21 protein-coding genes are annotated in these 20625 nt (G+C 63.8%); 6 read left to right on the forward strand and 15 right to left on the reverse strand.

The window, feature by feature from the left end; all coding sequences use genetic code 11:
- Nucleotides 1-49 precede the first annotated feature (49 nt).
- Nucleotides 50-1666 carry an L-aspartate oxidase gene (gene nadB, locus Q8Q80_RS11200; RefSeq protein WP_305632983.1) on the forward strand — a complete coding sequence of 539 codons (1617 nt, stop codon included), beginning with the start codon at nucleotides 50-52 and terminating at the stop codon, nucleotides 1664-1666.
- A 386-nt stretch (nucleotides 1667-2052) separates the two neighbouring features.
- On the opposite strand, the gene fabF is transcribed toward nadB, so the two are convergent.
- From fabF to Q8Q80_RS11240, 8 genes are all read right to left on the reverse strand, one after another.
- Complete coding sequence (fabF, locus tag Q8Q80_RS11205) at nucleotides 2053-3291, reverse strand: beta-ketoacyl-ACP synthase II (protein ID WP_305632984.1); 1239 nt, start codon at nucleotides 3289-3291, stop codon at nucleotides 2053-2055.
- A 23-nt stretch (nucleotides 3292-3314) separates the two neighbouring features.
- Nucleotides 3315-3560 carry an acyl carrier protein gene (gene acpP / locus Q8Q80_RS11210; RefSeq protein WP_069040177.1) on the reverse strand — a complete coding sequence of 82 codons (246 nt, stop codon included), beginning with the start codon at nucleotides 3558-3560 and terminating at the stop codon, nucleotides 3315-3317.
- 132 nt (nucleotides 3561-3692) lie between these two features.
- Nucleotides 3693-4442: a 3-oxoacyl-ACP reductase FabG gene (gene fabG / locus Q8Q80_RS11215; RefSeq protein WP_371132747.1), complete on the reverse strand. Its 750-nt coding sequence runs from the start codon at nucleotides 4440-4442 to the stop codon at nucleotides 3693-3695.
- Nucleotides 4439-5377 (reverse strand): ACP S-malonyltransferase, encoded by a 939-nt coding sequence (gene fabD, locus Q8Q80_RS11220; protein WP_305632986.1) that lies wholly within the window; start codon nucleotides 5375-5377, stop codon nucleotides 4439-4441. The genes fabG and fabD overlap by 4 nt, the downstream gene beginning before the upstream one ends.
- A 13-nt stretch (nucleotides 5378-5390) precedes the next feature.
- Complete coding sequence (locus tag Q8Q80_RS11225; protein WP_305632987.1) at nucleotides 5391-6353, reverse strand: beta-ketoacyl-ACP synthase III; 963 nt, start codon at nucleotides 6351-6353, stop codon at nucleotides 5391-5393.
- Nucleotides 6350-7363 carry a phosphate acyltransferase PlsX gene (gene plsX, locus Q8Q80_RS11230; RefSeq protein WP_069040174.1) on the reverse strand — a complete coding sequence of 338 codons (1014 nt, stop codon included), beginning with the start codon at nucleotides 7361-7363 and terminating at the stop codon, nucleotides 6350-6352. Before plsX ends, Q8Q80_RS11225 begins: the two co-directional genes overlap by 4 nt.
- 76 nt (nucleotides 7364-7439) lie before the next feature.
- Nucleotides 7440-7619 (reverse strand): 50S ribosomal protein L32, encoded by a 180-nt coding sequence (gene rpmF, locus Q8Q80_RS11235; RefSeq protein WP_019917801.1) that lies wholly within the window; start codon nucleotides 7617-7619, stop codon nucleotides 7440-7442.
- 160 nt (nucleotides 7620-7779) lie between these two features.
- Nucleotides 7780-8316, reverse strand: coding sequence for a DUF177 domain-containing protein (locus Q8Q80_RS11240; protein ID WP_305632988.1), 537 nt, complete (start codon nucleotides 8314-8316; stop codon nucleotides 7780-7782).
- A gap of 157 nt (nucleotides 8317-8473) precedes the next feature.
- On the opposite strand from Q8Q80_RS11240, the gene Q8Q80_RS11245 reads away from it, so the two are divergent.
- Nucleotides 8474-9064: a nucleoside triphosphate pyrophosphatase gene (locus Q8Q80_RS11245; protein WP_305632989.1), complete on the forward strand. Its 591-nt coding sequence runs from the start codon at nucleotides 8474-8476 to the stop codon at nucleotides 9062-9064.
- The gene (locus Q8Q80_RS11250; RefSeq protein WP_305632990.1) at nucleotides 9061-9789 is read left to right on the forward strand and encodes an SAM-dependent methyltransferase; all 729 of its coding nucleotides are present in this window, start codon (nucleotides 9061-9063) and stop codon (nucleotides 9787-9789) included. Before Q8Q80_RS11245 ends, Q8Q80_RS11250 begins: the two co-directional genes overlap by 4 nt.
- A 23-nt stretch (nucleotides 9790-9812) precedes the next feature.
- Here the strand turns inward: Q8Q80_RS11250 and Q8Q80_RS11255 are convergent, their stop codons facing one another.
- From Q8Q80_RS11255 to Q8Q80_RS11270, 4 genes are read right to left on the reverse strand one after another with little or no spacing between them, the layout of a single operon-like run.
- Complete coding sequence (locus Q8Q80_RS11255; protein WP_305632991.1) at nucleotides 9813-10778, reverse strand: S49 family peptidase; 966 nt, start codon at nucleotides 10776-10778, stop codon at nucleotides 9813-9815.
- A 22-nt stretch (nucleotides 10779-10800) separates the two neighbouring features.
- Complete coding sequence (locus tag Q8Q80_RS11260) at nucleotides 10801-11139, reverse strand: Rieske 2Fe-2S domain-containing protein (protein ID WP_305632992.1); 339 nt, start codon at nucleotides 11137-11139, stop codon at nucleotides 10801-10803.
- On the reverse strand, nucleotides 11127-11783 hold the full coding sequence (locus Q8Q80_RS11265; protein ID WP_305632993.1) for an HAD family hydrolase: 657 nt from the start codon (nucleotides 11781-11783) through the stop codon (nucleotides 11127-11129). Before Q8Q80_RS11265 ends, Q8Q80_RS11260 begins: the two co-directional genes overlap by 13 nt.
- Nucleotides 11784-11790: 7 nt before the next feature.
- Entirely contained in the window at nucleotides 11791-12789 is a 999-nt protein-coding gene (locus Q8Q80_RS11270; RefSeq protein WP_305632994.1) for an RluA family pseudouridine synthase, read from the reverse strand.
- Between the two features lie 378 nt (nucleotides 12790-13167).
- Here Q8Q80_RS11270 and Q8Q80_RS11275 point away from each other — a divergent pair, with 378 nt between their 5' ends.
- The gene (locus tag Q8Q80_RS11275; protein ID WP_305632995.1) at nucleotides 13168-16128 is read left to right on the forward strand and encodes an Rne/Rng family ribonuclease; all 2961 of its coding nucleotides are present in this window, start codon (nucleotides 13168-13170) and stop codon (nucleotides 16126-16128) included.
- Between the two features lie 158 nt (nucleotides 16129-16286).
- Nucleotides 16287-16802 carry an SRPBCC family protein gene (locus Q8Q80_RS11280; RefSeq protein WP_305632996.1) on the forward strand — a complete coding sequence of 172 codons (516 nt, stop codon included), beginning with the start codon at nucleotides 16287-16289 and terminating at the stop codon, nucleotides 16800-16802.
- A 42-nt stretch (nucleotides 16803-16844) separates the two neighbouring features.
- On the opposite strand, the gene Q8Q80_RS11285 is transcribed toward Q8Q80_RS11280, so the two are convergent.
- Together Q8Q80_RS11285 and ttcA are read right to left on the reverse strand one after the other, a co-directional pair.
- The gene (locus Q8Q80_RS11285; RefSeq protein WP_305632997.1) at nucleotides 16845-17366 is read right to left on the reverse strand and encodes a low molecular weight protein-tyrosine-phosphatase; all 522 of its coding nucleotides are present in this window, start codon (nucleotides 17364-17366) and stop codon (nucleotides 16845-16847) included.
- Complete coding sequence (gene ttcA, locus Q8Q80_RS11290; RefSeq protein WP_305632998.1) at nucleotides 17359-18309, reverse strand: tRNA 2-thiocytidine(32) synthetase TtcA; 951 nt, start codon at nucleotides 18307-18309, stop codon at nucleotides 17359-17361. Before ttcA ends, Q8Q80_RS11285 begins: the two co-directional genes overlap by 8 nt.
- Nucleotides 18310-18484: 175 nt before the next feature.
- On the opposite strand from ttcA, the gene Q8Q80_RS11295 reads away from it, so the two are divergent.
- The gene (locus Q8Q80_RS11295) at nucleotides 18485-18709 is read left to right on the forward strand and encodes a hypothetical protein (protein WP_305632999.1); all 225 of its coding nucleotides are present in this window, start codon (nucleotides 18485-18487) and stop codon (nucleotides 18707-18709) included.
- Between the two features lie 140 nt (nucleotides 18710-18849).
- Here Q8Q80_RS11295 and Q8Q80_RS11300 read toward each other — a convergent pair whose 3' ends face one another.
- Nucleotides 18850-20583, reverse strand: coding sequence for an N-6 DNA methylase (locus tag Q8Q80_RS11300; RefSeq protein ID WP_305633000.1), 1734 nt, complete (start codon nucleotides 20581-20583; stop codon nucleotides 18850-18852).
- Nucleotides 20584-20625 lie beyond the last annotated feature (42 nt).

A 20625-nucleotide genomic window follows, 5' to 3' on the forward strand; every position in this document is an offset into this window, starting at 1 on the left:
GGACGGCGCGCTGCGATATAGTGCGCGCTTTATCAGACGGCTCTTTCCCGTGTTGAATTTCGACGCGCTGGTACTTGGAAGCGGACTCGCCGGACAGGCGCTGGCGCTCCGCCTCGCCGAGGCAGGGCAGCGCGTGGCGCTGATCACGAAGAAACAGGTCGAGGATTCGGCTTCGAGCTGGGCCCAGGGCGGCATCGCGGCCGTGCTCGACAGCGCCGACTCGGTCGATCATCACCTGCGCGATACGCTGGTCGCCGGCGCCGGCCTGTGTGACGAGGAAGCCACCCGCTTCGTCGTCGAACACGGCCGCGACGCGATCGAATGGCTGATCGCGCGCGGTGTGCCATTCACACGTGATGCGCAGGGCGAACTGGGTTACCACCTGACGCGCGAGGGCGGCCACAGTCACCGGCGCATCGTGCACGTCGATGATGCAACGGGCTCGGCGATCCAGACGACGCTGACCGGCCAGGTACGCAGTCACCCGAACATCCACATCTTTGAGCGCCATCTTGCCGTCGATCTGATCGTCGGATGGAAGATCGGTCGCCCTGATCTCGGTTGCGCCGGTGCCTACATCCTCGACATCGAAGCCGGCGATGTCATCACCTTCGCGGCGCCGGTCGTCGTGCTCGCCACGGGCGGCGCAGGCAAGGTCTATCTGTACACGACCAATCCGGACACCGCGACCGGCGACGGCATTGCGATGGCGTGGCGCGCGGGTTGCCGCGTCGGCAACATGGAATTCATCCAGTTCCACCCGACCTGTCTGTACCACCCGCACGCCAAATCCTTCCTGATTACCGAAGCGATGCGCGGCGAAGGCGGTCTGCTGCGCCTGCCCGATGGCGAGCGCTTCATGCCGGCGCACGACGAACGCGCCGAACTGGCGCCGCGCGACGTGGTGGCACGGGCCATCGACTACGAAATGAAGAAGCGCGGCCTTGACTGCGTGTATCTCGACGTGTCGCACAAGCCGGCCGATTTCCTGGTCAGTCACTTTCCGAACATTCATGCCCGCTGCCTCGAACTGGGCATCGACATCACACGGCAGCCGATTCCGGTCGTGCCGGCGGCGCACTACACCTGCGGTGGGGTGAAGATAGACCAGCGCGCGCGTACCGACGTCGATGGCCTGTATGCAATCGGCGAAACCTCATACTCGGGACTGCACGGCGCCAACCGGCTGGCCAGCAATTCACTGCTCGAATGTCTGGTGTATGCCACCGCGGCCGCGCGGGACATCCTTTCGCGCAAGCCGGTCGCGCCGGTGACACCGCCGCCCTGGGACGAAAGTCGCGTGACCGACGCCGACGAGCAGGTGGTGATCGCGCACAACTGGGACGAACTGCGTCGCTTCATGTGGGACTACGTGGGCATCGTGCGCACCAACAAGCGCCTGGAACGTGCGCTGCACCGCATCCGCCTGCTCGAGCGCGAGATCGACGAGTACTACGCCCATTTCCGGATCAGCAACGACCTGATCGAACTGCGCAACCTTGTGCTCACCGCGCATCTGATCGTGCGCAGCGCAATCCAGCGGCACGAAAGTCGCGGCCTGCACTTCAGTCTGGATTATCCGGAAACCAGCGCGATCGCCAGCCCGACCATCCTGCGTCCGCGTCGTGTGCGTAATCAGGAAGTGCTGCACGCAGCCATCGCCTGAAACGCCGGAAGTCGTCAGCAGCGGTGAATTGGTCGGCGAACAGCATCAGCGTGCAGCCCGTACCCTGATCGGGGCGCAGGCTCAGCGATATCCAACCGCGCCCGGCTCGTACCGTCACGGGTCGCCCCATTGCGACCGATCCGTCAGCCCGGCAAACCGACATCTGTCCCGATTCGCTCAACTGAATGCGGGTCCAGGCAGCCCGCCGACATGCGAATACGGTCAGCGCAAGTCCCGCTGCAGCGAACGGCGCCACTACGGGCCGGAGCAAAACCGAAACGATCAGCGCGGCAACGCAAACAAAAAGGGCCGCGCTGCAGCAACGCGACCCTTCAAGTTCGATACGGACAAAAGCGGCTGGACCGTCATTGCCCACAACGACGGCCCTACAGCTGGTTGAACACCAGCGTGGCGTTGGTCCCGCCGAAGCCGAACGCGTTCGACATCGCCGCGCGGATGCGCAAGTCGCGCGGCACCAGCGGCACATAATCGAGGTCGCACAGCGGATCCTGATCCCGCAGGTTCGCGGTGGGCGGCGCAATCTGGTGATGCAGGGCCAGCACCGTCACCACCGCCTCAATGCCGGCCGCTGCGCCGAGCGCATGACCGGTCATCGACTTGGTCGAGCTGACGCACAGCTTCTTCGCGTGCTCGCCAAAGCAGCGTTTCACGGCGACCGTCTCGGCAATATCGCCGAGCGGCGTCGAGGTGCCATGAGCGTTGATGTAATCGATGCCGTCGACTGCGATGCCGGCGTTGCGCAGCGAATTGTTCATGCTGCGCGATGCACCTTCACCGTCCTCGCGCGGTGCGGTGATGTGGTGGGCGTCCGCGCTCATGCCGTAACCGGCGAGTTCGCAATAGATACGCGCACCGCGCGCCTTTGCATGCTCGTACTCCTCAAGCACGAGCACCCCGGCACCTTCGCCGAGCACAAAACCGTCGCGTCCGGTGTCCCACGGCCGGCTGGCGGCTTCGGGATCGTCGTTGCGACCCGACAAGGCCTTTGCCGCTGCGAAACCTGCGACGCCGAGCGGGCAGATGGTCGATTCGGCACCACCGGCAATCATCACGTCCGCATCGCCGTACTCGATGATGCGCATCGCTTCACCGATGGAATGATTGGCGGTCGCACACGCGCTGACGGTTGCAAAGTTCGGGCCCTTGAAACCGTAGTTGATCGAGATGATGCCGGAGATCATGTTGATGATCGAACCCGGCACAAAAAACGGCGACACCTTGCGCGCGCCGCCTGCCAGCATGACGTTGTGCGTTTCTTCGATCATCGGCAAACCGCCGATGCCCGAACCCACGCATACGCCGATACGTTCGGCGTTGTCGGGTGATGCGGTCAGCCCGGCGTCGCGGATCGCATCCATCGAGGCAGCGATGCCGTAATGGATGAAGGTGTCGAAGCGACGGGCTTCCTTCGGGGACAGATAGTTGGCGACGTCGAAATCGCGAACTTCACCTGCGATCTGTACCGGCAGTTCGGACGGGTCGAAGCGCGTGATGCGCCGGATACCCGATTTCGCCGCCAGGATGTTCTCCCAGGCTTGCCCTACGGTGTTGCCGACCGGGGAAATGATTCCCAGACCGGTCACGACAATTCTTTTACGTGCCAAAACGTACTCCGTCCGATGAACGATCAGGCCTTGCCGGCGAGATGGCCATTCACGTAGTCGATGGCCTGCTGCACCGAAGTGATCTTTTCCGCTTCTTCGTCCGGGATTTCGCACTCGAATTCTTCTTCGAGGGCCATCACCAGTTCGACCGTATCGAGCGAATCGGCGCCCAGATCATCGACGAATGACGACTCGTTCTTGATTTCGGCTTCGTTCACGCCCAGTTGTTCGGCGACGATCTTCTTGACGCGTTGTTCGATGTTTTCCATTGCGAAACTCCTTCCCTGTGTAAGCCCTGACGAGTCCGTCAGGGCACTAAAAAAAGTGGCGCGAGTGTAACAGAAAGCCTGCCCCGCTTCGCCGGCAACGACCGGTCGGCAACACCGCCGACCCCGCTGGCGTCAATGCATGAACATGCCACCATTCACGTGCAGCGTGCTGCCGGTCACGTAAGCGGCCTGCGGCGATGCGAGAAACACGACGGCGCCCGCGACTTCATCGGTCGTACCAAGGCGTCCGAGCGGGATCTGGCCCAGCAGCGCGGCGCGCGCCGTGTCCGCCAGCGCATCGGTCATGTCGGTCGCGATGAAGCCCGGCGCCACGCAATTGACCGTGATGTTGCGCGAACCCAGCTCACGCGCCAGCGCCATGCTCATGCCAGCCACGCCCGCCTTGGCGGCGGCGTAGTTGGCCTGGCCGGGGTTGCCGGTTTCACCCACCACCGACGTGATATTGATGATGCGGCCGTTGCGCGCCTTCATCATGCCGCGCATCACGGCGCGCGACATCGTGAATACCGCCTTCAGATTGGTGTCGATGACGGCCTGCCATTCGTCGTCCTTCATCCGCATGGCCAGATTGTCGCGTGTGATGCCGGCGTTGTTGACCAGCACCGTAACCGCACCGAACGCCTGTTCGATACCGGAGATCGCGGTAGTGATGTCTTCGCTGCGCGTGACGTCGAGCACGATGCCACGCCCCTTGATGCCTGCACCATCGAGCGCCTGCTGGATTCCCGCCGCACCGGCTTCCGTCGTCGCAGTGCCCACCACGGTTGCACCTGCGGCGCCGAGGGCCAGCGCGATCGCGCGACCGATGCCGCGGCTGGCACCGGTGACCAGCGCTATTTGTCCGTCAAGCACGCTCATCATCGGGCTCCGATCTGTTGTGCCAGCTGTTCCAGCGACGCCGCATCCGCCAGCGCCACACCCGTTAGGTTGCGGTCGATGCGCTTGGTCAGGCCGGCCAGCACCTTGCCCGGACCGCATTCCGCCACCGTGGCAGCGCCGAGCTCAGCCATGCGCTGGATGACTTCGACCCAGCGCACCGGCGCAGCAGCCTGACGCACCAGCGCGTCGCGGATGGCATCCGGCTCATCGGGCGAGGCAACGTCGACGTTGTTGATCAGCGTGATCGCCGGGCGGGCAAACGCCACCTTCGGCAGCGCTTCGGCCAGGCGCGCTGCGGCCGGCTGCATCAGGGCGCAATGAAATGGCGCGCTGACGGGAAGCGCCACGGTGCGCTTGGCCCCGCGCTCCGACAGCAGCGCCATGGCGCGCGTCACTGCCTCGGCATGGCCTGCAATCACCGTCTGTTCCGGCGAATTGAAATTGACCGCGCTGACGATCTGCCCCTGCGCGGCATCGTCGCAGCAGGCCTGTACAGCTGCTGCGTCCAGTCCGAGCACAGCCGCCATGGCGCCGGTCCCTGCCGGCACCGCGTCCTGCATGGCCTGCGCACGCAGGCGGACCAGCGGCACCGCGTCAGCCAGCGTCAGCACCCCGGCCGCGACCAGCGCGGCGTATTCGCCCAGGCTGTGGCCCGCGACCATGTCGGGACGACGACCGGTACGCGTCATCCAGCTGCGATACACGGCCACGCCGGCGGTCAGCATCAAGGGCTGGGTGTTGGTGGTGAGGGCAAGGCGTTCGGCCGGACCTTCGCACACCATCGCCCACAGGTCTTCGCCCAGCGCGGCAGACGCTTCATCGAAAGTGTTGCGGAGCACGGAGTCGTCGCCGTACGCGGCCATCATGCCGACCGACTGCGAACCCTGCCCGGGAAATACAAATGCGAGTTTCTGCATGTTCGAAAGACCTTCAGAAGCGAAGCAGCGCGCCGCCCCACGTGAAACCGCCGCCGACGCCTTCCAGCATGACGATCTGACCACGCCGGATGCGACCGTCGCGCACTGCCAGATCGAGCGCGAGCGGAACCGACGCGGCCGAGGTGTTGCCGTGGTCGGCCACGGTGACCACCACCTTGTCCATCGGCAGATCGAGCCGGCGGGCGGTGGATTGAAGAATGCGCACGTTCGCCTGATGCGGTACCAGCCAGTCGAGGGCAGACATCGGCAGCTTCGCTGCGTCCATCAATTCGATTGCGGTGTCGCCGAGCACACGTACCGCGAACTTGAATACCGCCTGGCCGTCCATCTGCAGCAGCGGCGTGCCGGACACCTTGCCGCCGCACACCGTACCGGGCACCGACAGGATGTCGTGGTAGTGGCCATCGGCGTGCAGCACCGACGACAGGATGCCCGGCTCGTCCGACGCCTCGAGCACGACCGCACCGGCGCCGTCGCCGAACAGCACACAGGTGCCGCGGTCGTCCCAGTTCAGGATGCGTGAAAACACTTCCGCACCGACCACCAGGGCGCACTTGTGCGAGCCGGAGCGGATGAATTTTTCGGCAATGGTCAGGGCGTAGATGAATCCTGCGCAAACGGCCTGGACATCGAACGCTACTGCAGTACGGTTCCCCAGCATGTTCTGCAGCAGACAGGCTGTACTCGGGAAGACCTGATCCGGCGTCGACGTCGCGACGATGATCAAATCAATGTCCTGCGCCGGGCGCCCCGCCGCCTCGAGCGCCCTGCGACAGGCATGCAGAGCAAGATCGCTGGATTTTTCGGAGTCGGCAGCAAAGTGTCGACGCCGGATGCCGGTTCGTTCGGCAATCCATTCGTCCGACGTCTCGATGCCACGCGCAACGAGATCGTCGTTGGACACCGGTGATCCTGGCAAATACGAGCCGGTGCCGGTGATACGGCAGAAGGTCATGCAGCCACCTCGGTACGTGTCATGCAAAGGGTAATGCGGGCGATCAGGTCGTTGCGCACGGCATCCGCCGCACGCGCCACCGCCTCTTCGAATCCGTAGGCATCGCTCGAGCCATGGCTCTTGACGACGACGCCACGCAGACCGAGCAGCGTGGCGCCATTGTAGCGACGATGATCAACCCGGTTGCGGAAGGCCTGGATCACCGGCCGCGCAGCCAGGTACATGAGCTTGCGCAACGGTCCGCGACTGAATTCCTCGCGCAGGAAGGTCGCAATCATCTGCGCCAGACCTTCCGACGTTTTCAGCGCCACGTTGCCGACAAAGCCATCGCACACGACGACATCGGTCGTGCCCTTGTAGATGTCGTTGCCTTCCACATTGCCGTAGAAGTTCAGATCGCTGGCGCGCAACAGTTCGGCCGCGCCCTTGACCGCATCGTTGCCCTTGATCGCCTCTTCGCCGATGTTGAGCAGGCCGACGCTGGGACGCTCGCGTGACTCGAGTGCCGACACCAGCATGGCGCCCATCAGCCCGAACTGGAACAGATGCTCGGAGGTGCAATCCACGTTGGCGCCAAGATCGAGCACGTAAGTGTGCCCCTTCATCGTCGGCAGGATGGACGCTATGGCCGGACGGTCGATCCCGGGCAGCGTTTTCAGAACGAACTTTGCAATCGCCATCAGCGCACCGGTGTTGCCGGCGGAGACCGCCGCCTGCACGCGCCCGGACTTGACCAGGTCTATCGCGACCCGCATCGACGAATCCTTCTTGCCGCGCATCGCCTGCGCTGGCGGCTCGTCCATGCCGATCACTTCAGTGGCGTGCACGACAGAGAGCCTGGGTTCGTTTTCGGCACCCAGGCGCTTCAACTCAGCGTTCAGAACGTCCTGCAACCCGACCAGCAGCACGCTGCACGCGGGATCACGCCGGATATAGGAAACGGCCGCCGGCACGGTGACCGACGGGCCGTGGTCCCCGCCCATGCAATCAATGGCGAGGGTGTAGCTCATGCGATGCATCCAGTCCAGTCACGATGGCCGAAACTTGCCGACATCGGGCTGTGCGCCGGAAAGTCAGAACAGGGGATCACTCGCCCTTGGTCTTGAGCACCTTCTTGCCGCGGTAGAAACCGCTCGGGGAAATGTGGTGGCGCAGATGCACCTCGCCAGTCGTCGATTCGACTGCCGTCGCCGGTGCTGTCAGGAAATCGTGAGCACGATGCATGCCGCGCTTCGACGGGGACTTCTTGTTTTGCTGGACTGCCATGGAACCACTCCTACCGGAAAACCGGATGAATAAAACGTGATGGGTCGCCGCTGCTTTCCCGACCGGTCGGCGGCTGCCGAACGGTCGAAGTGCGCCTACGCGCCGACCCTGCTTGTTGCACACCACCGGCGCCATCAAGCGCCGGCACCTACGACTTTCACTACTTTCCCTGCTTCAACCTGCCCAACTCAGCGAACGGCGACGGCTTGGCCACATCCGCGTCGGCGCCCGCGCCAGGCGGACTGCACTGTTCATGCAACGCGATGGCGGGCAGCGACAGCAACACCTCGTCTTCGATCAGCGTTCGCACATCCAGCAGACCTTCCAGCTCAAGCGCCTCATAGCTGTCGTCATCGAGGTCCTGATCGCCCCATTCTTCACCTGCCGGAACAAGGCGGAAGCGCGAATGGCTGCGCACACCCACTGCGACGTCCTCGAGGCAGCGCTGGCACTGCAACATCAATGATCCAGCAAGCGCCAACTCAAGCCAGCACGCGCCTTCGTCATCTACCTGCCCGGCGATCGACCAGTCTATCCGTGCCGGAACCGCCGAGCACTCCTGCGCGACACGTTCAAGCAACGCGACATCCGTACTGCCATCAAGTACACCGGATGTACGTGCAAACTGTATTGCGTCGAGATGCCAGGGCATTCCGTCACCCTTGCCGGATGCCTGCTGTCGGTCGCTGTCATCCATGCCTGTCACGGGAACCTCTATCGCACCCTGCTCGAACCAGACCGCCTGTCGGCGGGCCTGCAGGGCGCATCGGGCCGAAGAATCAAACCCAAAATGATACTATCCGGCACGTAATACTGTCAAAGCGTTCCGCAACGACACGCCGTCTCGCCCGCCTATGTCTGATACCCCGCCCCCGCTCGTTCTTGGTTCCTCGTCGCGCTATCGACGCGAATTGCTGGCGCGCCTGCGCCTGCCCTTCACGACTGCATCGCCGGACATTGACGAATCCTGCGTCGGTGACGAAACGCCCCGTGCGCAGGCCATCCGGCTCGCCCGCAACAAGGCACAGGCGATCGCCCTCCGTCATCCGGACAGCTGCATCATCGGCTCCGACCAGGTCGCCTGGTGCGGCGCCCGTCGCTACGGCAAACCCGGTACGCGCGATGCCGCAATCACCCAGTTGCTCGAACTGAGCGGCTCGAAAGTGACCTTCGACACCGCGCTCTGTGTCCTCGATGCGCGAAGCGGCGCGCTGCATGAAGCAGTCGTTCCGACCGAAGTCGTGTTCCGGACGCTGTCGAAAACGGAAATCGAACGCTATGTCGAACTTGACGATCCGATCGACTGTGCCGGCGCCGCGAAATCCGAGTCCCTCGGCATTGCGCTGCTGGAACGACTCAGCGGAGACGACCCGACCGCACTGGTCGGCCTGCCGCTGATCGAGCTGAGCCGCACGCTGCGCCGAATCGGTTATCCGCTGCCATGAGCGCACCACCGCACGGTGTGCTCTACATGTTGCCCAGCGCACTCGACAGCCGCGCCTTGTGGCAGGCCGATACACCTTCGGCGGTGCGGGAGTGTGCGCACCGGCTCGACTACTTTCTGGTCGAAAGCGCCAAATCGGCGCGGGCGACATTGAAGCGACTGGAGCATCCGACGCCGCTGCGCGAGCTGGAAATCGTCGAATTGCCACCCGAGCGCGGCGGCTCTCCGCTGCGTGCGCTGCTTGAACCGGTGCGCGCGGGGCGCAGCGCCGGCGTCATCTCGGATGCCGGCTGTCCGGGCGTCGCCGACCCCGGCGCACTGGCGGCACGCGCTGCACACGCCATGGGTATCGAAGTGGTGCCGCTGGTCGGCCCGTCGTCCATCCTTCTCGGCCTGATGGCTTCAGGGCTGAATGGCCAGTCGTTTGCGTTTCATGGCTACCTGCCGGTGGACGACGCAGAGCGGGCGCGTGCGTTGGCTACCCTTGAAAAGACGTCGGCGCAGCTGCGCCAGACGCAGCTGTTCATCGAAACGCCCTACCGAAATCTGAAAATGTTCGAAACCCTGCGCGCGCATTGCCGCGGCGACACCTTGCTGTGCATCGCCAGCGCGCTGACGGCACCTGATCAATACGTACGCACGCTCACGGTGGCGCAGTGGAAAACGGCCGATGTAGCGCGCATCGACCGGCGCCCCACCCTGTTCCTGATGCTGGCCGGCGCCTGAACGCTGACCGGTCGCCGCAAACTTCAGCGCAGACCGATGCGCGAAAAGGCGCCCGCAACACTTTCCCCGACATCGGCACCAAACTGCTTGGCGAAACGTTCCGCCAGATTCTGCCGCTGGGTGAAATCGACGATGTCTGCCGCCTTGACGACCTCGCGCGCGACAAATTCGACGCTGCCGAGATCATCGGCGAGCCCGAGTTCTATGCTGCGGGTACCGCTCCACATCAGGCCGGAGAACATGTCCGGCGATTCCTTCAACCGATCGCCGCGCCCCTTGCGCACGACGTCGATGAACTGCTGATGCACGTCGCCAAGCAGTTCCCGGGCGTGCACGCGATGGCCTTCGTCCTGCGGCGAAAACGGGTCGAGGAAGCCCTTGTTTTCGCCTGCGGTGAGCAGGCGACGCTCGACGCCGATCTTGTCCATCAGACCGGTAAAACCGAAACCTTCCATCAACACGCCGATCGAGCCGACGATGCTCGCCTTGTCCACATAGATACGGTCTGCGGCGACCGCAACGTAGTAGCCACCGGAGGCACAGATGTCCTCGACCACCGCGTACAGCGGCACATTCGGGTACATGGCCCGCAGGCGATTCATTTCGTCGTTGATGATGCCGCTCTGCACCGGGCTGCCGCCCGGGCTGTTGATGCGCAGGATGACGCCCTGCGTGTTCTTGTCCTCGAATGCCGACTGTAGCGATGCCATCACGCTCTCGGCGCTGGCTTCGGCCCCGGGCGCAATGACCCCGCTCAGTTCGACCAGCGCGGTGTGTTTGCGGTGTTCCGCCTGGCTGAAAAGGGTACTCCAGTCGACCACGGCGAAAAGCAGCACACCCAGGTAGGCGAAGCCGACCAGCTTGAAGAAAATTCCCCAGCGACGCTTGCGCCGCTGCTCGACCACCGATTCAAGCGCCAGGCGCTCGATCAGTTTTCGTTCCCAGACGGGTTCTGCACTGGGGTCGCGCTGCTTTTCCGGTTCGGACATTTTTAACCAATAAAACAAACATTTACGCGGGTCGCCATACCATTCCGCCGGATTCTTCCAGCGCTACCGGTTCAAGACGGCTGCCGCGGCAGGGTCCGCCGACGCAGTGCCCGGATTCAGGAGCATAGATCGCGCCATGAGTGGAACACATCAAGTATAACTTTGTGTCGTCAAAGAACTCGCCGTGATTCCAGTCAAGCTCTATCGGCACGTGGGCGCAGCGATTGATGTAGCCACGCACCTGCCCGCGAAATCTGACCGCGAATGCGGCCACTGCCTTGCCGCGCTGTTCGACCTCGAAGCGGACGCCGGGCCCGCCATCGACCAGTTCGGCCGATTCGCACACCGCTATGCGTGACATGCCAGCCACGCCGTCAGTTCATCGACACTCGCGCAATGTGCCTTCGGACGGGCCGCCAGCAGTTCGTGCAGGGGATGTGCGCCGTACGTCACCGCGACCGACTCACATCCGGCGTGCCGCGCCATCAGCAAGTCGTGCGTCGTGTCGCCGATGACCAGTGTGCGCGCCGGATCGAACGACAGTTCGTCCATCAGTTCAAGCACCATGTCCGGTGCCGGCTTCGATACCGACTCGTCGGCGCAGCGCGTTGCGGCAAACCGGCTGCCCAGTCCGGTATGGCTGAGCGCGCGGTCCAGCCCCGCCCGGCTCTTGCCGGTGGCGACGGCCAGGGTGTGTCCGCGCGCACTCAGGCCGTCCAGCAATGCGGGCACGCCATCGAACAGCGCCAGTTCGTGGTCGCGTGCCAGATAGTGGTAGCGATAGCGGCCCGCAAGTTCCTGATGGCGTGACGACGGTAACCCGGGCACCACGCGGGCGAGTGCGTCGACCAGGCCAAGGCCGATCACCGAACGAGCGATGCGGTCGTCCGGCGTGCCCAGCCCGAGATCTTCGCAGGCGCGCTGTATGGCATGGACGATGGCAGCGGCCGAATCGAGCAGCGTACCGTCCCAATCGAAAACAATGAGGTCAAACTGTGCGGGCATGAGGATGTCAGTCGGGGTTTTCGTTCTGGAGAGGCAGGTCGGCGTCTTTCCGTTCGAATTCGCGCTTCTGCTGCTGATCGATGCGGCGCACGAAGCCAGTCAGGTCGGCCGGCAGCGGCGCCGCCAGTTCAACCGGCTCTCCGGTCAGCGGATGTTTCAGGGCCAGACTGTGGGCGTGCAGGAACATGCGCGGCAGGCCTTCCTTGCGCAAGACCTTGTTGAGCGCGAAATCTCCATATTTTTCGTCGCCGACGATGGGAAAACCACTGGCCGACAGATGCACACGTATCTGGTGCGTCCGGCCGGTCTTGATCCGGACGTCGAGCAGGCTGTAGCCCGGCCAGCGTACTTCGAGCCGGACAATGGAGTGCGCCGCCTTGCCTTCACTGTCCACCGACACCCGGCGCTCGCCGGACTCGGTCAGGTATTTGGTCAGCGCCAGCTTGATGTGCTGCTGGGGATTCATCCAGCGTCCGCTGACCAGCGCGAAATAGTGCTTTTCCATGCCGCCATCGCGGAAGGCATCGTGCAGCGAAGTGAGCGCCGACCGCTTCTTGGCAATCAGCAGGATGCCGGAAGTTTCGCGGTCCAGCCGGTGCGCCAGTTCGAGCAGCCGCGCGTCGGGGCGGGCACGTCGCAGGCTTTCGATGACGCCGAAGCTGACGCCGCTGCCACCATGCACCGCCATGCCTGCCGGCTTGTTCAGCGCGAGAAAGGCCTCGTCTTCATAAAGGATGTCGAAATCGCGCGATGGCACCGGCGCGGGCGCACCCGGCTCGGCCAGCCGCATCGGCGGAATGCGCACTTCGTCGCTTTCCGCCAGCCGGTAGGTCTGATCGACCCGCTTGCTGTTGACCCGCACTTCACCCGAACGCAGCACCCGATAGACGTGGCTTTTCGGCACGCCCTTGCAGATACGGATCAGGAAATTGTCGATGCGCTGGCCGGCTTCCTCGATGTCCACGACATGCCGCACTACTTTCGGAGCTTTACCCAACTCCTTCATTTCAAATATACTGCGCTGCGTTTTCGGTCTGTTTGCGAGATAGGGGCAGTCCGGAGCACATCCAGCCCGAAGTGGTGGACGCCGGTATCAAAGTGTTCGGTGAAGTGCTTCATGCGGTCTTTCTTGGACGGACGAAAACCGGATCACGGGTTAATCCCGCTCACCCCAAGTAGCGAGTGTACTGAGTAGCGCGAGTACCGTACAGGCAGAATCCCCCAGGCAGCTGCGAGACCGCGGCTGCATTGAGAGTTGGCAAACCCCTCCACGTCCCCGTCCCGTCCTCATCGAGATAGAACCCGATTGCCGCCGAAACGATAGACGTTATTCATTTGACGAGCGGTTTGTCCTGCCCGTGTGCGGTGCGCGCGGGAGAAGTTGATGAAACGAATGCTCTTCAACGCAACGCAGGCAGAAGAACTGCGCGTTGCGATTGTTGATGGACAGAAACTTGTAGACCTCGACATCGAGTCATCCAGCAAGGAACAGCGAAAAAGCAATATATACAAGGCGGTCATCACCCGGATCGAACCCAGTCTCGAAGCCTGCTTCGTCGACTACGGTGCCGACCGCCACGGCTTCCTGCCGTTCAAGGAAGTCTCCAAGGTCTTTTTCAAGGCTGATCTGGAGCCCGGCCGTGCCCGCATCCAGGACGCGCTGCACGTCGGCCAGGAACTGATCGTCCAGATCGACAAGGATGAACGCGGCAGCAAGGGCGCCGCGCTGACCACCTTCATTTCGCTGGCCGGCCGCTACCTGGTGCTGATGCCGAACAATCCGCGTGGCGGCGGCGTGTCGCGCCGGGTCGAGGGCGACGATCGCGCCGAGCTGCGTGAAACGATGGACCAGCTCGAAGTGCCCGCCGGCATGAGCCTGATTGCACGCACTGCCGGCATCGGCCGCAACGCCGAAGAGCTGCAGTGGGACCTGAATTACCTGCTGCAGTTGTGGACCGCGATCGAAGGTGCGGCGCAGTCGCAGACCGGCGCTTTCCTTATCTACCAGGAAGGCAGTCTGGTGATCCGAGCGATCCGCGACTACTTTCAGCCCGACATCGGCGAAATCCTGATCGACACCGACGAGGTGTATGACCAAGCCTACACCTTCATGGAACACGTGATGCCCGGCAACGTGGCGCGCGTGAAGCGCTACCGCGACGACGTGCCGCTGTTCTCGCGCTTCCAGATCGAGCACCAGATTGAATCCGCCTACTCGCGCCAGGTCACCCTGCCGTCGGGCGGTGCCATCGTGATCGACCACACCGAAGCACTGGTGGCGGTGGACGTGAACTCCGGTCGATCGACCAAGGGCAGCGACATCGAAGAGACCGCGCTGCGCACCAACTGCGAAGCGGCCGACGAAATCGCCCGCCAGCTGCGCCTGCGCGATCTGGGCGGCCTGATCGTCATCGACTTCATCGACATGGAAAACCCGCGCGCCCAGCGCGAGGTGGAAACCCGTCTGCGTGACGCGCTGCATCACGACCGCGCCCGCGTGCAGATGGGCAAGATCAGCCGCTTCGGTCTGCTCGAACTGTCGCGTCAGCGGCTGCGTCCGGCGCTGGCCGAGACCAGCTACATCCCGTGCCCGCGCTGCAGCGGCACCGGCCACATCCGGTCCACCGAATCGGCCGCCCTGCACATCCTGCGCATCCTCGAAGAAGAGGCGATGAAGGAAAACACCGGCGCCGTGCATACCCAGGTTCCGGTCGATGTCGCCACCTTCCTGCTGAACGAGAAGCGCGCCGACATCAACGCCATCGAGCTGCGGCACAAGGTCAACATCGTGTTGATCCCGAACAAGCACCTCGAAACGCCGGCGCACGAAATCATCCGCCTGCGCCACGACCAGCTGAATCTCGAAGGCATCGTCGCGCCGTCCTACCAGATGGCCGTGAATCCTCTGGCCGAAAGCTACCAGCCGCCGTCGACCATTCCGGCCGATGAACGTCCGAAGCGCATGGAAGCCGCGATCAAGCACCTCACGCCGGACCAGCCCGCGCCGATGATGGCTGATCCCGCGCCGGCCGCACCCGTCGCCGTCGCGCCCGTTGCGGCACCGGCCCCGGGACCACGCGGTCTGTTCGGCATGATCGCGTCCTGGTTCCGCGGTTCCGATCCGGCGCCTGCGCCGGTTGCACCGCCGGTCGCCGAGCCGAAACCGGCCGGTAATCGTGAACGCAGTCCGCGCTCCGGTGATTCCGGTGGTCGCAGCCGCGGCCGTCGCGAGGGCCGCGAAGGTCGCGAAGGTCGCGAAGGCCGCGAGCCGCGCGAAGGTCGCGAGCAGTCGAATCGCACGGACGGGCGTAGTGAGGGACGCAGTGAAGGGCGCAGTGAGAGCCGTCCGGAAGGCAGCCGTGCTGAAGGTCAGCGCAAACCGCGCGAGCCGCGCACGCAGGATCAGGACAGCAACGTCGTCCAGGCCGAACGTGCCCCGCGCGAGCCGAAGCCGCCGCGCGAACCGCGTGAGCCGCGCGCGCCCCGCGAACGGGCTGCCAACGATGCGCGCGAGCAGCAGCAGGTCGATCTGCCGCTGGGTGCGGATTCGACGCAGCCGGAAAATGGTGTCCCCACCGAGGGCGCAGACGGTGCAGCACCGCGCAGCCGCCGCCGCCGTGGTGGTCGTCGCGAACGTGGCGAACGCCGTCCCGAAGGTGCCGAAGGCGGTGCCATCGGTGATGTCGCAGCGGTCGAGGGGGATATCGAAGGGGTGACGGCTGCTGCCAACGAAGCACCGGTCGACCTGACGGATGCCCAGGCGCCGCTGGCGCTGGCGGCCGCCGAGCCGCTCAAGGAAGCACCGGTGTTTGTGCCGGCTGCCGAACAGGTCACGCCGGTCGACATCGTTGCCCGCGCCGAACCGGTGGCTGCGGTGGTTGAAGAAACGCCAGCGCATGTCGAAGCACCGGAGCATATCCAAGCACCGGAGCATGTCGAAGCACCGGAACAGGTCGAAGTCCCGGCCCCGGCCGTGATGTCTGTTGCCGAAGCGGATGCAGTGGAGCAGATCAGCCCCGAGCCCGTTCAGGCTGCACCGGTCATCGACATCCCGGTCGTTGTCGACGTGCCGGTTGTGCGTTCCGCACCGCCGGTGACCGATAGCGCCGAATCGACGCTGGTGCGTGCCATGGAAAGCATCGGTTCGCCACCGATCCAGGCTGCGCCGGCTGACCTGCAGAGTTCGCTTGATGCAAGCGGCCTCGTCATGGTCGAAACACAGCCTGGCAGCAATGCAGGTCAGGCGGCGATCGAGCCCGAACCGGTTCTGCTGGGGCGTCGCCGTCGTCAGGCTCCGGTGATCGCCAGCGAGCCGATGCAACAGGTGGAAACGCGCGGCGAGTAAGCGCTCGCACCAAGTCGTCCGCGATGAACGGGGCCCGGTGGAAACCGGGCCCTTTTCATGGCGCTGGCGCAGTTTTCGCGGGTATTTTCCCCGGGTCAGGCACCCCTGTTTTCACCGACACTCATCACCTTGACAACATTCACAGAGGAGAGATTTACATGCGTTTCTTTGCTGCACTGACAGCCCTGCTCGCCAGCGCGCTGGTGTTCGCCCACGGTCCGTCGCGACTCAAGGCCAACGAAACCATCACGCTGAAGGCCAGCCCGGACGTGGTTTGGGCCAAGGTGAAGGACTTCAACCAGGTGCAGGCCTGGCATCCTGCAATCGAAAGCAGCACTGCCACCGCCGGTAGCGACGTGGGGTCTGTACGCACGCTGAAGGTGAAGGGCGGCGGCGAAGTGATCGAAAAGCTGGAAAAGCTATCCGATGAAGAGCGCAGCATGATCTACACCGCCCAGGACGGCGGTGCGCTGCCGGTCACCAAGTACAAGGCCTGGCTGACGGTGAAGCCGGCTGCCGATGGCGGCAGTGAAGTGGAATGGCGTTCGGTGTTTTTCCGCGTCGATCAGGGCGACTACCCGGCGGCTGGCAAGGACGATGAAACGGCGACCAGCACGATCAAGAAGGTCTACACCGACGGTCTGACGAACCTGAAGGCGCTGCTGGACAAGTAAAACTTCAAGCACAGCGATACGGGCGGCTTCGGCCGCCCGTTTTCATTTCAGCTGCTGTGCCAGATCACGGATCAATCCGTCGGCAGCGTCCTCGATCAGGTCGAGCACGCGTTCGAAGCCGGCCGGACCGCCGTAGTAAGGGTCCGGCACTTCGTCCTCGTCGAAGGATTCGGCATGCTGCAGGAATAGTGCGAGCTTGTGCCGCAAGTCGTCCGGGCAGCTACGCTGCAGATTGCGCAGATTGTCGCGGTCCATCGCGTAGATGCGGTCGTAGCGGACGAAATCCTCGTCGGTGATACGCCGGGCACGGATGCGCGAGAGGTCGATCCCGCGCGCTGCAGCGGCCGCCTGCGCACGCGGGTCGGTGCGACTGCCGATATGGTGTGCATGCGTGCCGGCCGAGGCAAGTTGCACCCGTTCTGCAAGCCCGGCGATGTCGAGCCTCGCCCGCACGACACCCTCTGCGGTCGGCGAGCGACAGATATTGCCCATGCAGCAGAACAGGATGCGCAGTTCGGCGTCGTCCGTATCCTGCCGGCTGCGACGCAGCCAGCGCTCAAGCACAGCTGCCGCTCGCCGCGATATCCAGCCGGACCGGAATGCCGCCCACCGCTTCGTCGTCCACCCAGCTGCGCGCAGGCAGTTCGACCGGATCGAAGGCCGTGTCGCCCTCGCCCACGTGGCTGCCCGGCTGCAGGCCGGCAAAATCGAACAATTTCGAATCGGCCAGATGCGACGGCACGACATTGCGCATCGCGGTCGCCATCGATTCGATGCGTCCGGGGTAGAGGCGCGCCCACTCCTGCAGCATGGCCTTCACCTGCCTGCGCTGCGCGTTTTCCTGCGAGCCGCACAGATTGCACGGAATGATCGGGTAGGCCATGGCGCGGGCGAAGCGCTCGATGTCGCGCTCGGTACAGTAGGCCAGCGGCCGGATCACGATGTGGCGGCCGTCGTCGCTGACCAGCTTGGGCGGCATAGCCTTGATCTTGCCGCCGAAGAACATGTTCAGGAACAACGTCTCCAGCAGGTCGTCGCGGTGGTGGCCGAGCGCGATCTTCGTCGCGCCCATCTCGCCTGCCACGCGGTAGATGATGCCGCGGCGCAGTCGTGAGCACAGGCCGCAGGTGGTCTTGCCCTCCGGAATCTTGTCCTTGACGATGCTGTAGGTGTCTTCGTTTTCGATCCGGTACTCGACGCCGATCGATTCGAAATAGGCCGGCAGGATGTGGTCCGGAAAGCCCGGCTGCTTCTGGTCAAGATTGAACGCGATCAGGCGGAAGCGCACTGGCGCGCGCTGCTGCAGGCCGCGCAGCAGTTCCAGCATCGTGTACGAATCCTTGCCGCCGGACATGCACACCATGATCACGTCGCCGTCCTCGATCATCGAATAATCAGCGATCGCCTGTCCGGTCGCGCGTTCGAGCCGCTTGCGGAACTTCAGGAAGGTGCTGGACGGCGGCGCCGCGTCTGGCGACGCCGGCACAGCGGAAAGGACTTGCGACATGGACACCCCGACTGCCGGTCTGGCACGCCGCAGCGCGCCGTCCGGCAACCCGATGTCGCCGGAACTGGCGTGGATTATATCGCGCGAGCCCGGGTGGCCGCGTTCAAGACCGGCCGCAGGGCGCCGTAGACGCACGGTATCGCAAACTCATCCTGCCCGAGCCGGAGACTTCCCCATGAGCACTCAGAAATTCCGCCTCGTCACCCGCAGCGACTTCGACGGACTGGTCTGCGCGGTGCTGCTGAACGAGCTGGACCTGATCGACGAAATCAAGTTCGTGCACCCGAAGGACATGCAGGACGGCAAGATCGACATCACCAATCGCGACATCACGACCAACCTGCCCTATGTCGCCGGCGCCTACCTCGTGTTCGATCATCACTTCGAAATCGGCTGTTGAGCAAGCATTCATGCGGCCCTCCAGTTGCCCGCTCTGGGCCGTGGCCCCGTTCATCCCCCCTCACTTGAACAGCAGCTGTTGACCCAGGAAGTTGCCTCTCCGTTGCAAAGAGTTGCGCAGGCGCCCAGCCAGATCGGGGCTCAGTTGAAGAACAGCTGCTCTAAGGCCTGCGCTGACGGCGCGGATTGCTGAATCGCCAGTCGGAGTGCTTCTCGGCTTGCATGGTCCATGGCCCGCACTGCGCGATAGACCCGCGCGCGCCAGAAGTTGAAGGGACTCACCCTGAAAGCGGCAGCCTTGGCCAGCGCCCGCTGTTCGAGACCGGTCATGAAACCTGCTTCGCTGTCTGCGATCACGTCTTCGCCGACCTTCTCGCGAAGTGCAAGGAATTCGCCTTCGACCCGTTCCTTGATCTTGTAGACCTCGTTCCAGGTGTCCAGCTTCTCCTGCCGATCCGCAGTGCCGCCTTGAAGTTCGACTACAACCCGCGGGAAAACGTCGGTGTCGTCGATCGTGACCTGAATCTCCGCCGGCAAGGCGGACTCAGTCCATGGCGAGAAGCTGAGTCGGCGCAGGCCGTTCTTGTGCAGCAAGTCCTTCGCCAACTTGGACTTGGAGTTGCACGTATGGCAGATCGGCAGCAGGTTGCCCGGATGGACACCAAAAAGCGGGTAGTCGTCTTTCGCCAGCAAATGGTCGTACGGACCGCGCCATTGCTCGTTGTCGTCGACGCCCGACCGGATTTGCGCCAGGTAAACCCACACTTCCTGCGTGCTGCCCGTCGCGGCCTCGCTCACCTTCTGGAAGAACAGCACATTGGTCTTCACCCCCTGGGCGTAGAAGATGCCGGTGGGCAGGCGCAGCAGGGTGTGCAACCGACACTTGTTCATCAGGGCGCGGCGGATGTCGGCGCCGACGCCGGCTTCGAACAGCACGTTGTCGGGCAGCACCACGGCGGCCCGCCCACCGTCGCGCAGGTGGCGCACGATGTGCTGCAGGAAGGCCAACTGCTTGTTGCCGGTGGCAAAGGTGAGGTCGTCGCGCGTGGGGCCCCCGCCACCCTTGGCGGTGCCGAAAGGCGGGTTGCTCAGGATGATGTGGCTCTTGGGCAGCGCGCTGCCGGCACTGCCCAGCGTGTTGCCCACGTGCACCACGCCTTCATCGTCCCCTTCCATGCCGTGCAACAGGCAGTTCATCAGCGCCAAGCGTCGCGTCCCGGGCACCAGCTCCATGCCCAGGAAGGCCTGGTTGCGCTGGAACTTGATCTGCCGCTCGGGAAGGTCGTACAGATCGTTTGTGTGGTCCTTGATGTAGCGGTCGGCTGCGATCAGGAAGCCGGCAGTTCCTGCGGCAGGGTCTTGCACGGTTTCACCGGGCTGGGGCCGGATCACCTTGACGATGGCGTCGATCAGCGGGCGTGGCGTGAAGTATTGGCCGGCGCCGCTCTTGGTTTCGCTGGCGTTCTTCTCCAGCAAGCCTTCGTACAGGTCGCCCAGGCCGTCCTGCCGTGCGCTGAACCAGTCGATGCCGTCCAGGCTCTTGACCAGTTGCTCAAGGTGTCGCGGCTCTTTCAGGCTGGTCTGTGCGTCGGCGTAGATGGCGGCAATCAGCTTGTCTTCGCTGGTGGAAAGCTTCAGCAACGTTTCACGGTAGTGGCGCAGCAGATTCAGGCCGCTCTTGTCTCGCAGCTCAGGCCAGCGTGCATAAGACGGCAGCTTGTGGTTCTGCAGCAAGCCGCTTTCGGTGTTCTCGTGCTCCATCTTGATGAAGAGCAGCAGCACCAGTTCGGTGACGTAGTCGCTGTAGTTGATGCCGTCGTCGCGAAGCACGTCGCACAGGTTCCAGAGTTTCTGGACGATGTCTTGGGTAGTCATGGGTTGGTGTTCTTGTGTCGTGCCCGATGGTGGAGTTTGGGG

The sequence above is a fragment of the Methyloversatilis sp. genome, assembly GCF_030698125.1.
Classification (GTDB): Bacteria; Pseudomonadota; Gammaproteobacteria; order Burkholderiales; family Rhodocyclaceae; genus Methyloversatilis.

Bases quoted from the DNA above. Each gene is read 5' to 3' on its own strand.
- acpP (WP_069040177.1), bottom strand. From the start codon at position 3,560: ATGGAAAACATCGAACAACGCGTCAAGAAGATCGTCGCCGAACAACTG.
- fabG (WP_371132747.1), bottom strand. From the start codon at position 4,442: ATGATGAGCGTGCTTGACGGACAAATAGCGCTGGTCACCGGTGCCAGC.
- fabD (WP_305632986.1), bottom strand. From the start codon at position 5,377: ATGCAGAAACTCGCATTTGTATTTCCCGGGCAGGGTTCGCAGTCGGTC.
- Q8Q80_RS11225 (WP_305632987.1), bottom strand. From the start codon at position 6,353: ATGACCTTCTGCCGTATCACCGGCACCGGCTCGTATTTGCCAGGATCA.
- plsX (WP_069040174.1), bottom strand. From the start codon at position 7,363: ATGAGCTACACCCTCGCCATTGATTGCATGGGCGGGGACCACGGCCCG.
- rpmF (WP_019917801.1), bottom strand. From the start codon at position 7,619: ATGGCAGTCCAGCAAAACAAGAAGTCCCCGTCGAAGCGCGGCATGCAT.
- Q8Q80_RS11240 (WP_305632988.1), bottom strand. From the start codon at position 8,316: ATGGATGACAGCGACCGACAGCAGGCATCCGGCAAGGGTGACGGAATG.
- Q8Q80_RS11245 (WP_305632989.1), top strand. From the start codon at position 8,474: ATGTCTGATACCCCGCCCCCGCTCGTTCTTGGTTCCTCGTCGCGCTAT.
- Q8Q80_RS11250 (WP_305632990.1), top strand. From the start codon at position 9,061: ATGAGCGCACCACCGCACGGTGTGCTCTACATGTTGCCCAGCGCACTC.
- Q8Q80_RS11255 (WP_305632991.1), bottom strand. From the start codon at position 10,778: ATGTCCGAACCGGAAAAGCAGCGCGACCCCAGTGCAGAACCCGTCTGG.
- Q8Q80_RS11260 (WP_305632992.1), bottom strand. From the start codon at position 11,139: ATGTCACGCATAGCGGTGTGCGAATCGGCCGAACTGGTCGATGGCGGG.
- Q8Q80_RS11265 (WP_305632993.1), bottom strand. From the start codon at position 11,783: ATGCCCGCACAGTTTGACCTCATTGTTTTCGATTGGGACGGTACGCTG.
- Q8Q80_RS11270 (WP_305632994.1), bottom strand. From the start codon at position 12,789: ATGAAGGAGTTGGGTAAAGCTCCGAAAGTAGTGCGGCATGTCGTGGAC.
- Q8Q80_RS11275 (WP_305632995.1), top strand. From the start codon at position 13,168: ATGAAACGAATGCTCTTCAACGCAACGCAGGCAGAAGAACTGCGCGTT.
- Q8Q80_RS11280 (WP_305632996.1), top strand. From the start codon at position 16,287: ATGCGTTTCTTTGCTGCACTGACAGCCCTGCTCGCCAGCGCGCTGGTG.
- ttcA (WP_305632998.1), bottom strand. From the start codon at position 18,309: ATGTCGCAAGTCCTTTCCGCTGTGCCGGCGTCGCCAGACGCGGCGCCG.
- Q8Q80_RS11295 (WP_305632999.1), top strand. From the start codon at position 18,485: ATGAGCACTCAGAAATTCCGCCTCGTCACCCGCAGCGACTTCGACGGA.
- Q8Q80_RS11300 (WP_305633000.1), bottom strand. From the start codon at position 20,583: ATGACTACCCAAGACATCGTCCAGAAACTCTGGAACCTGTGCGACGTG.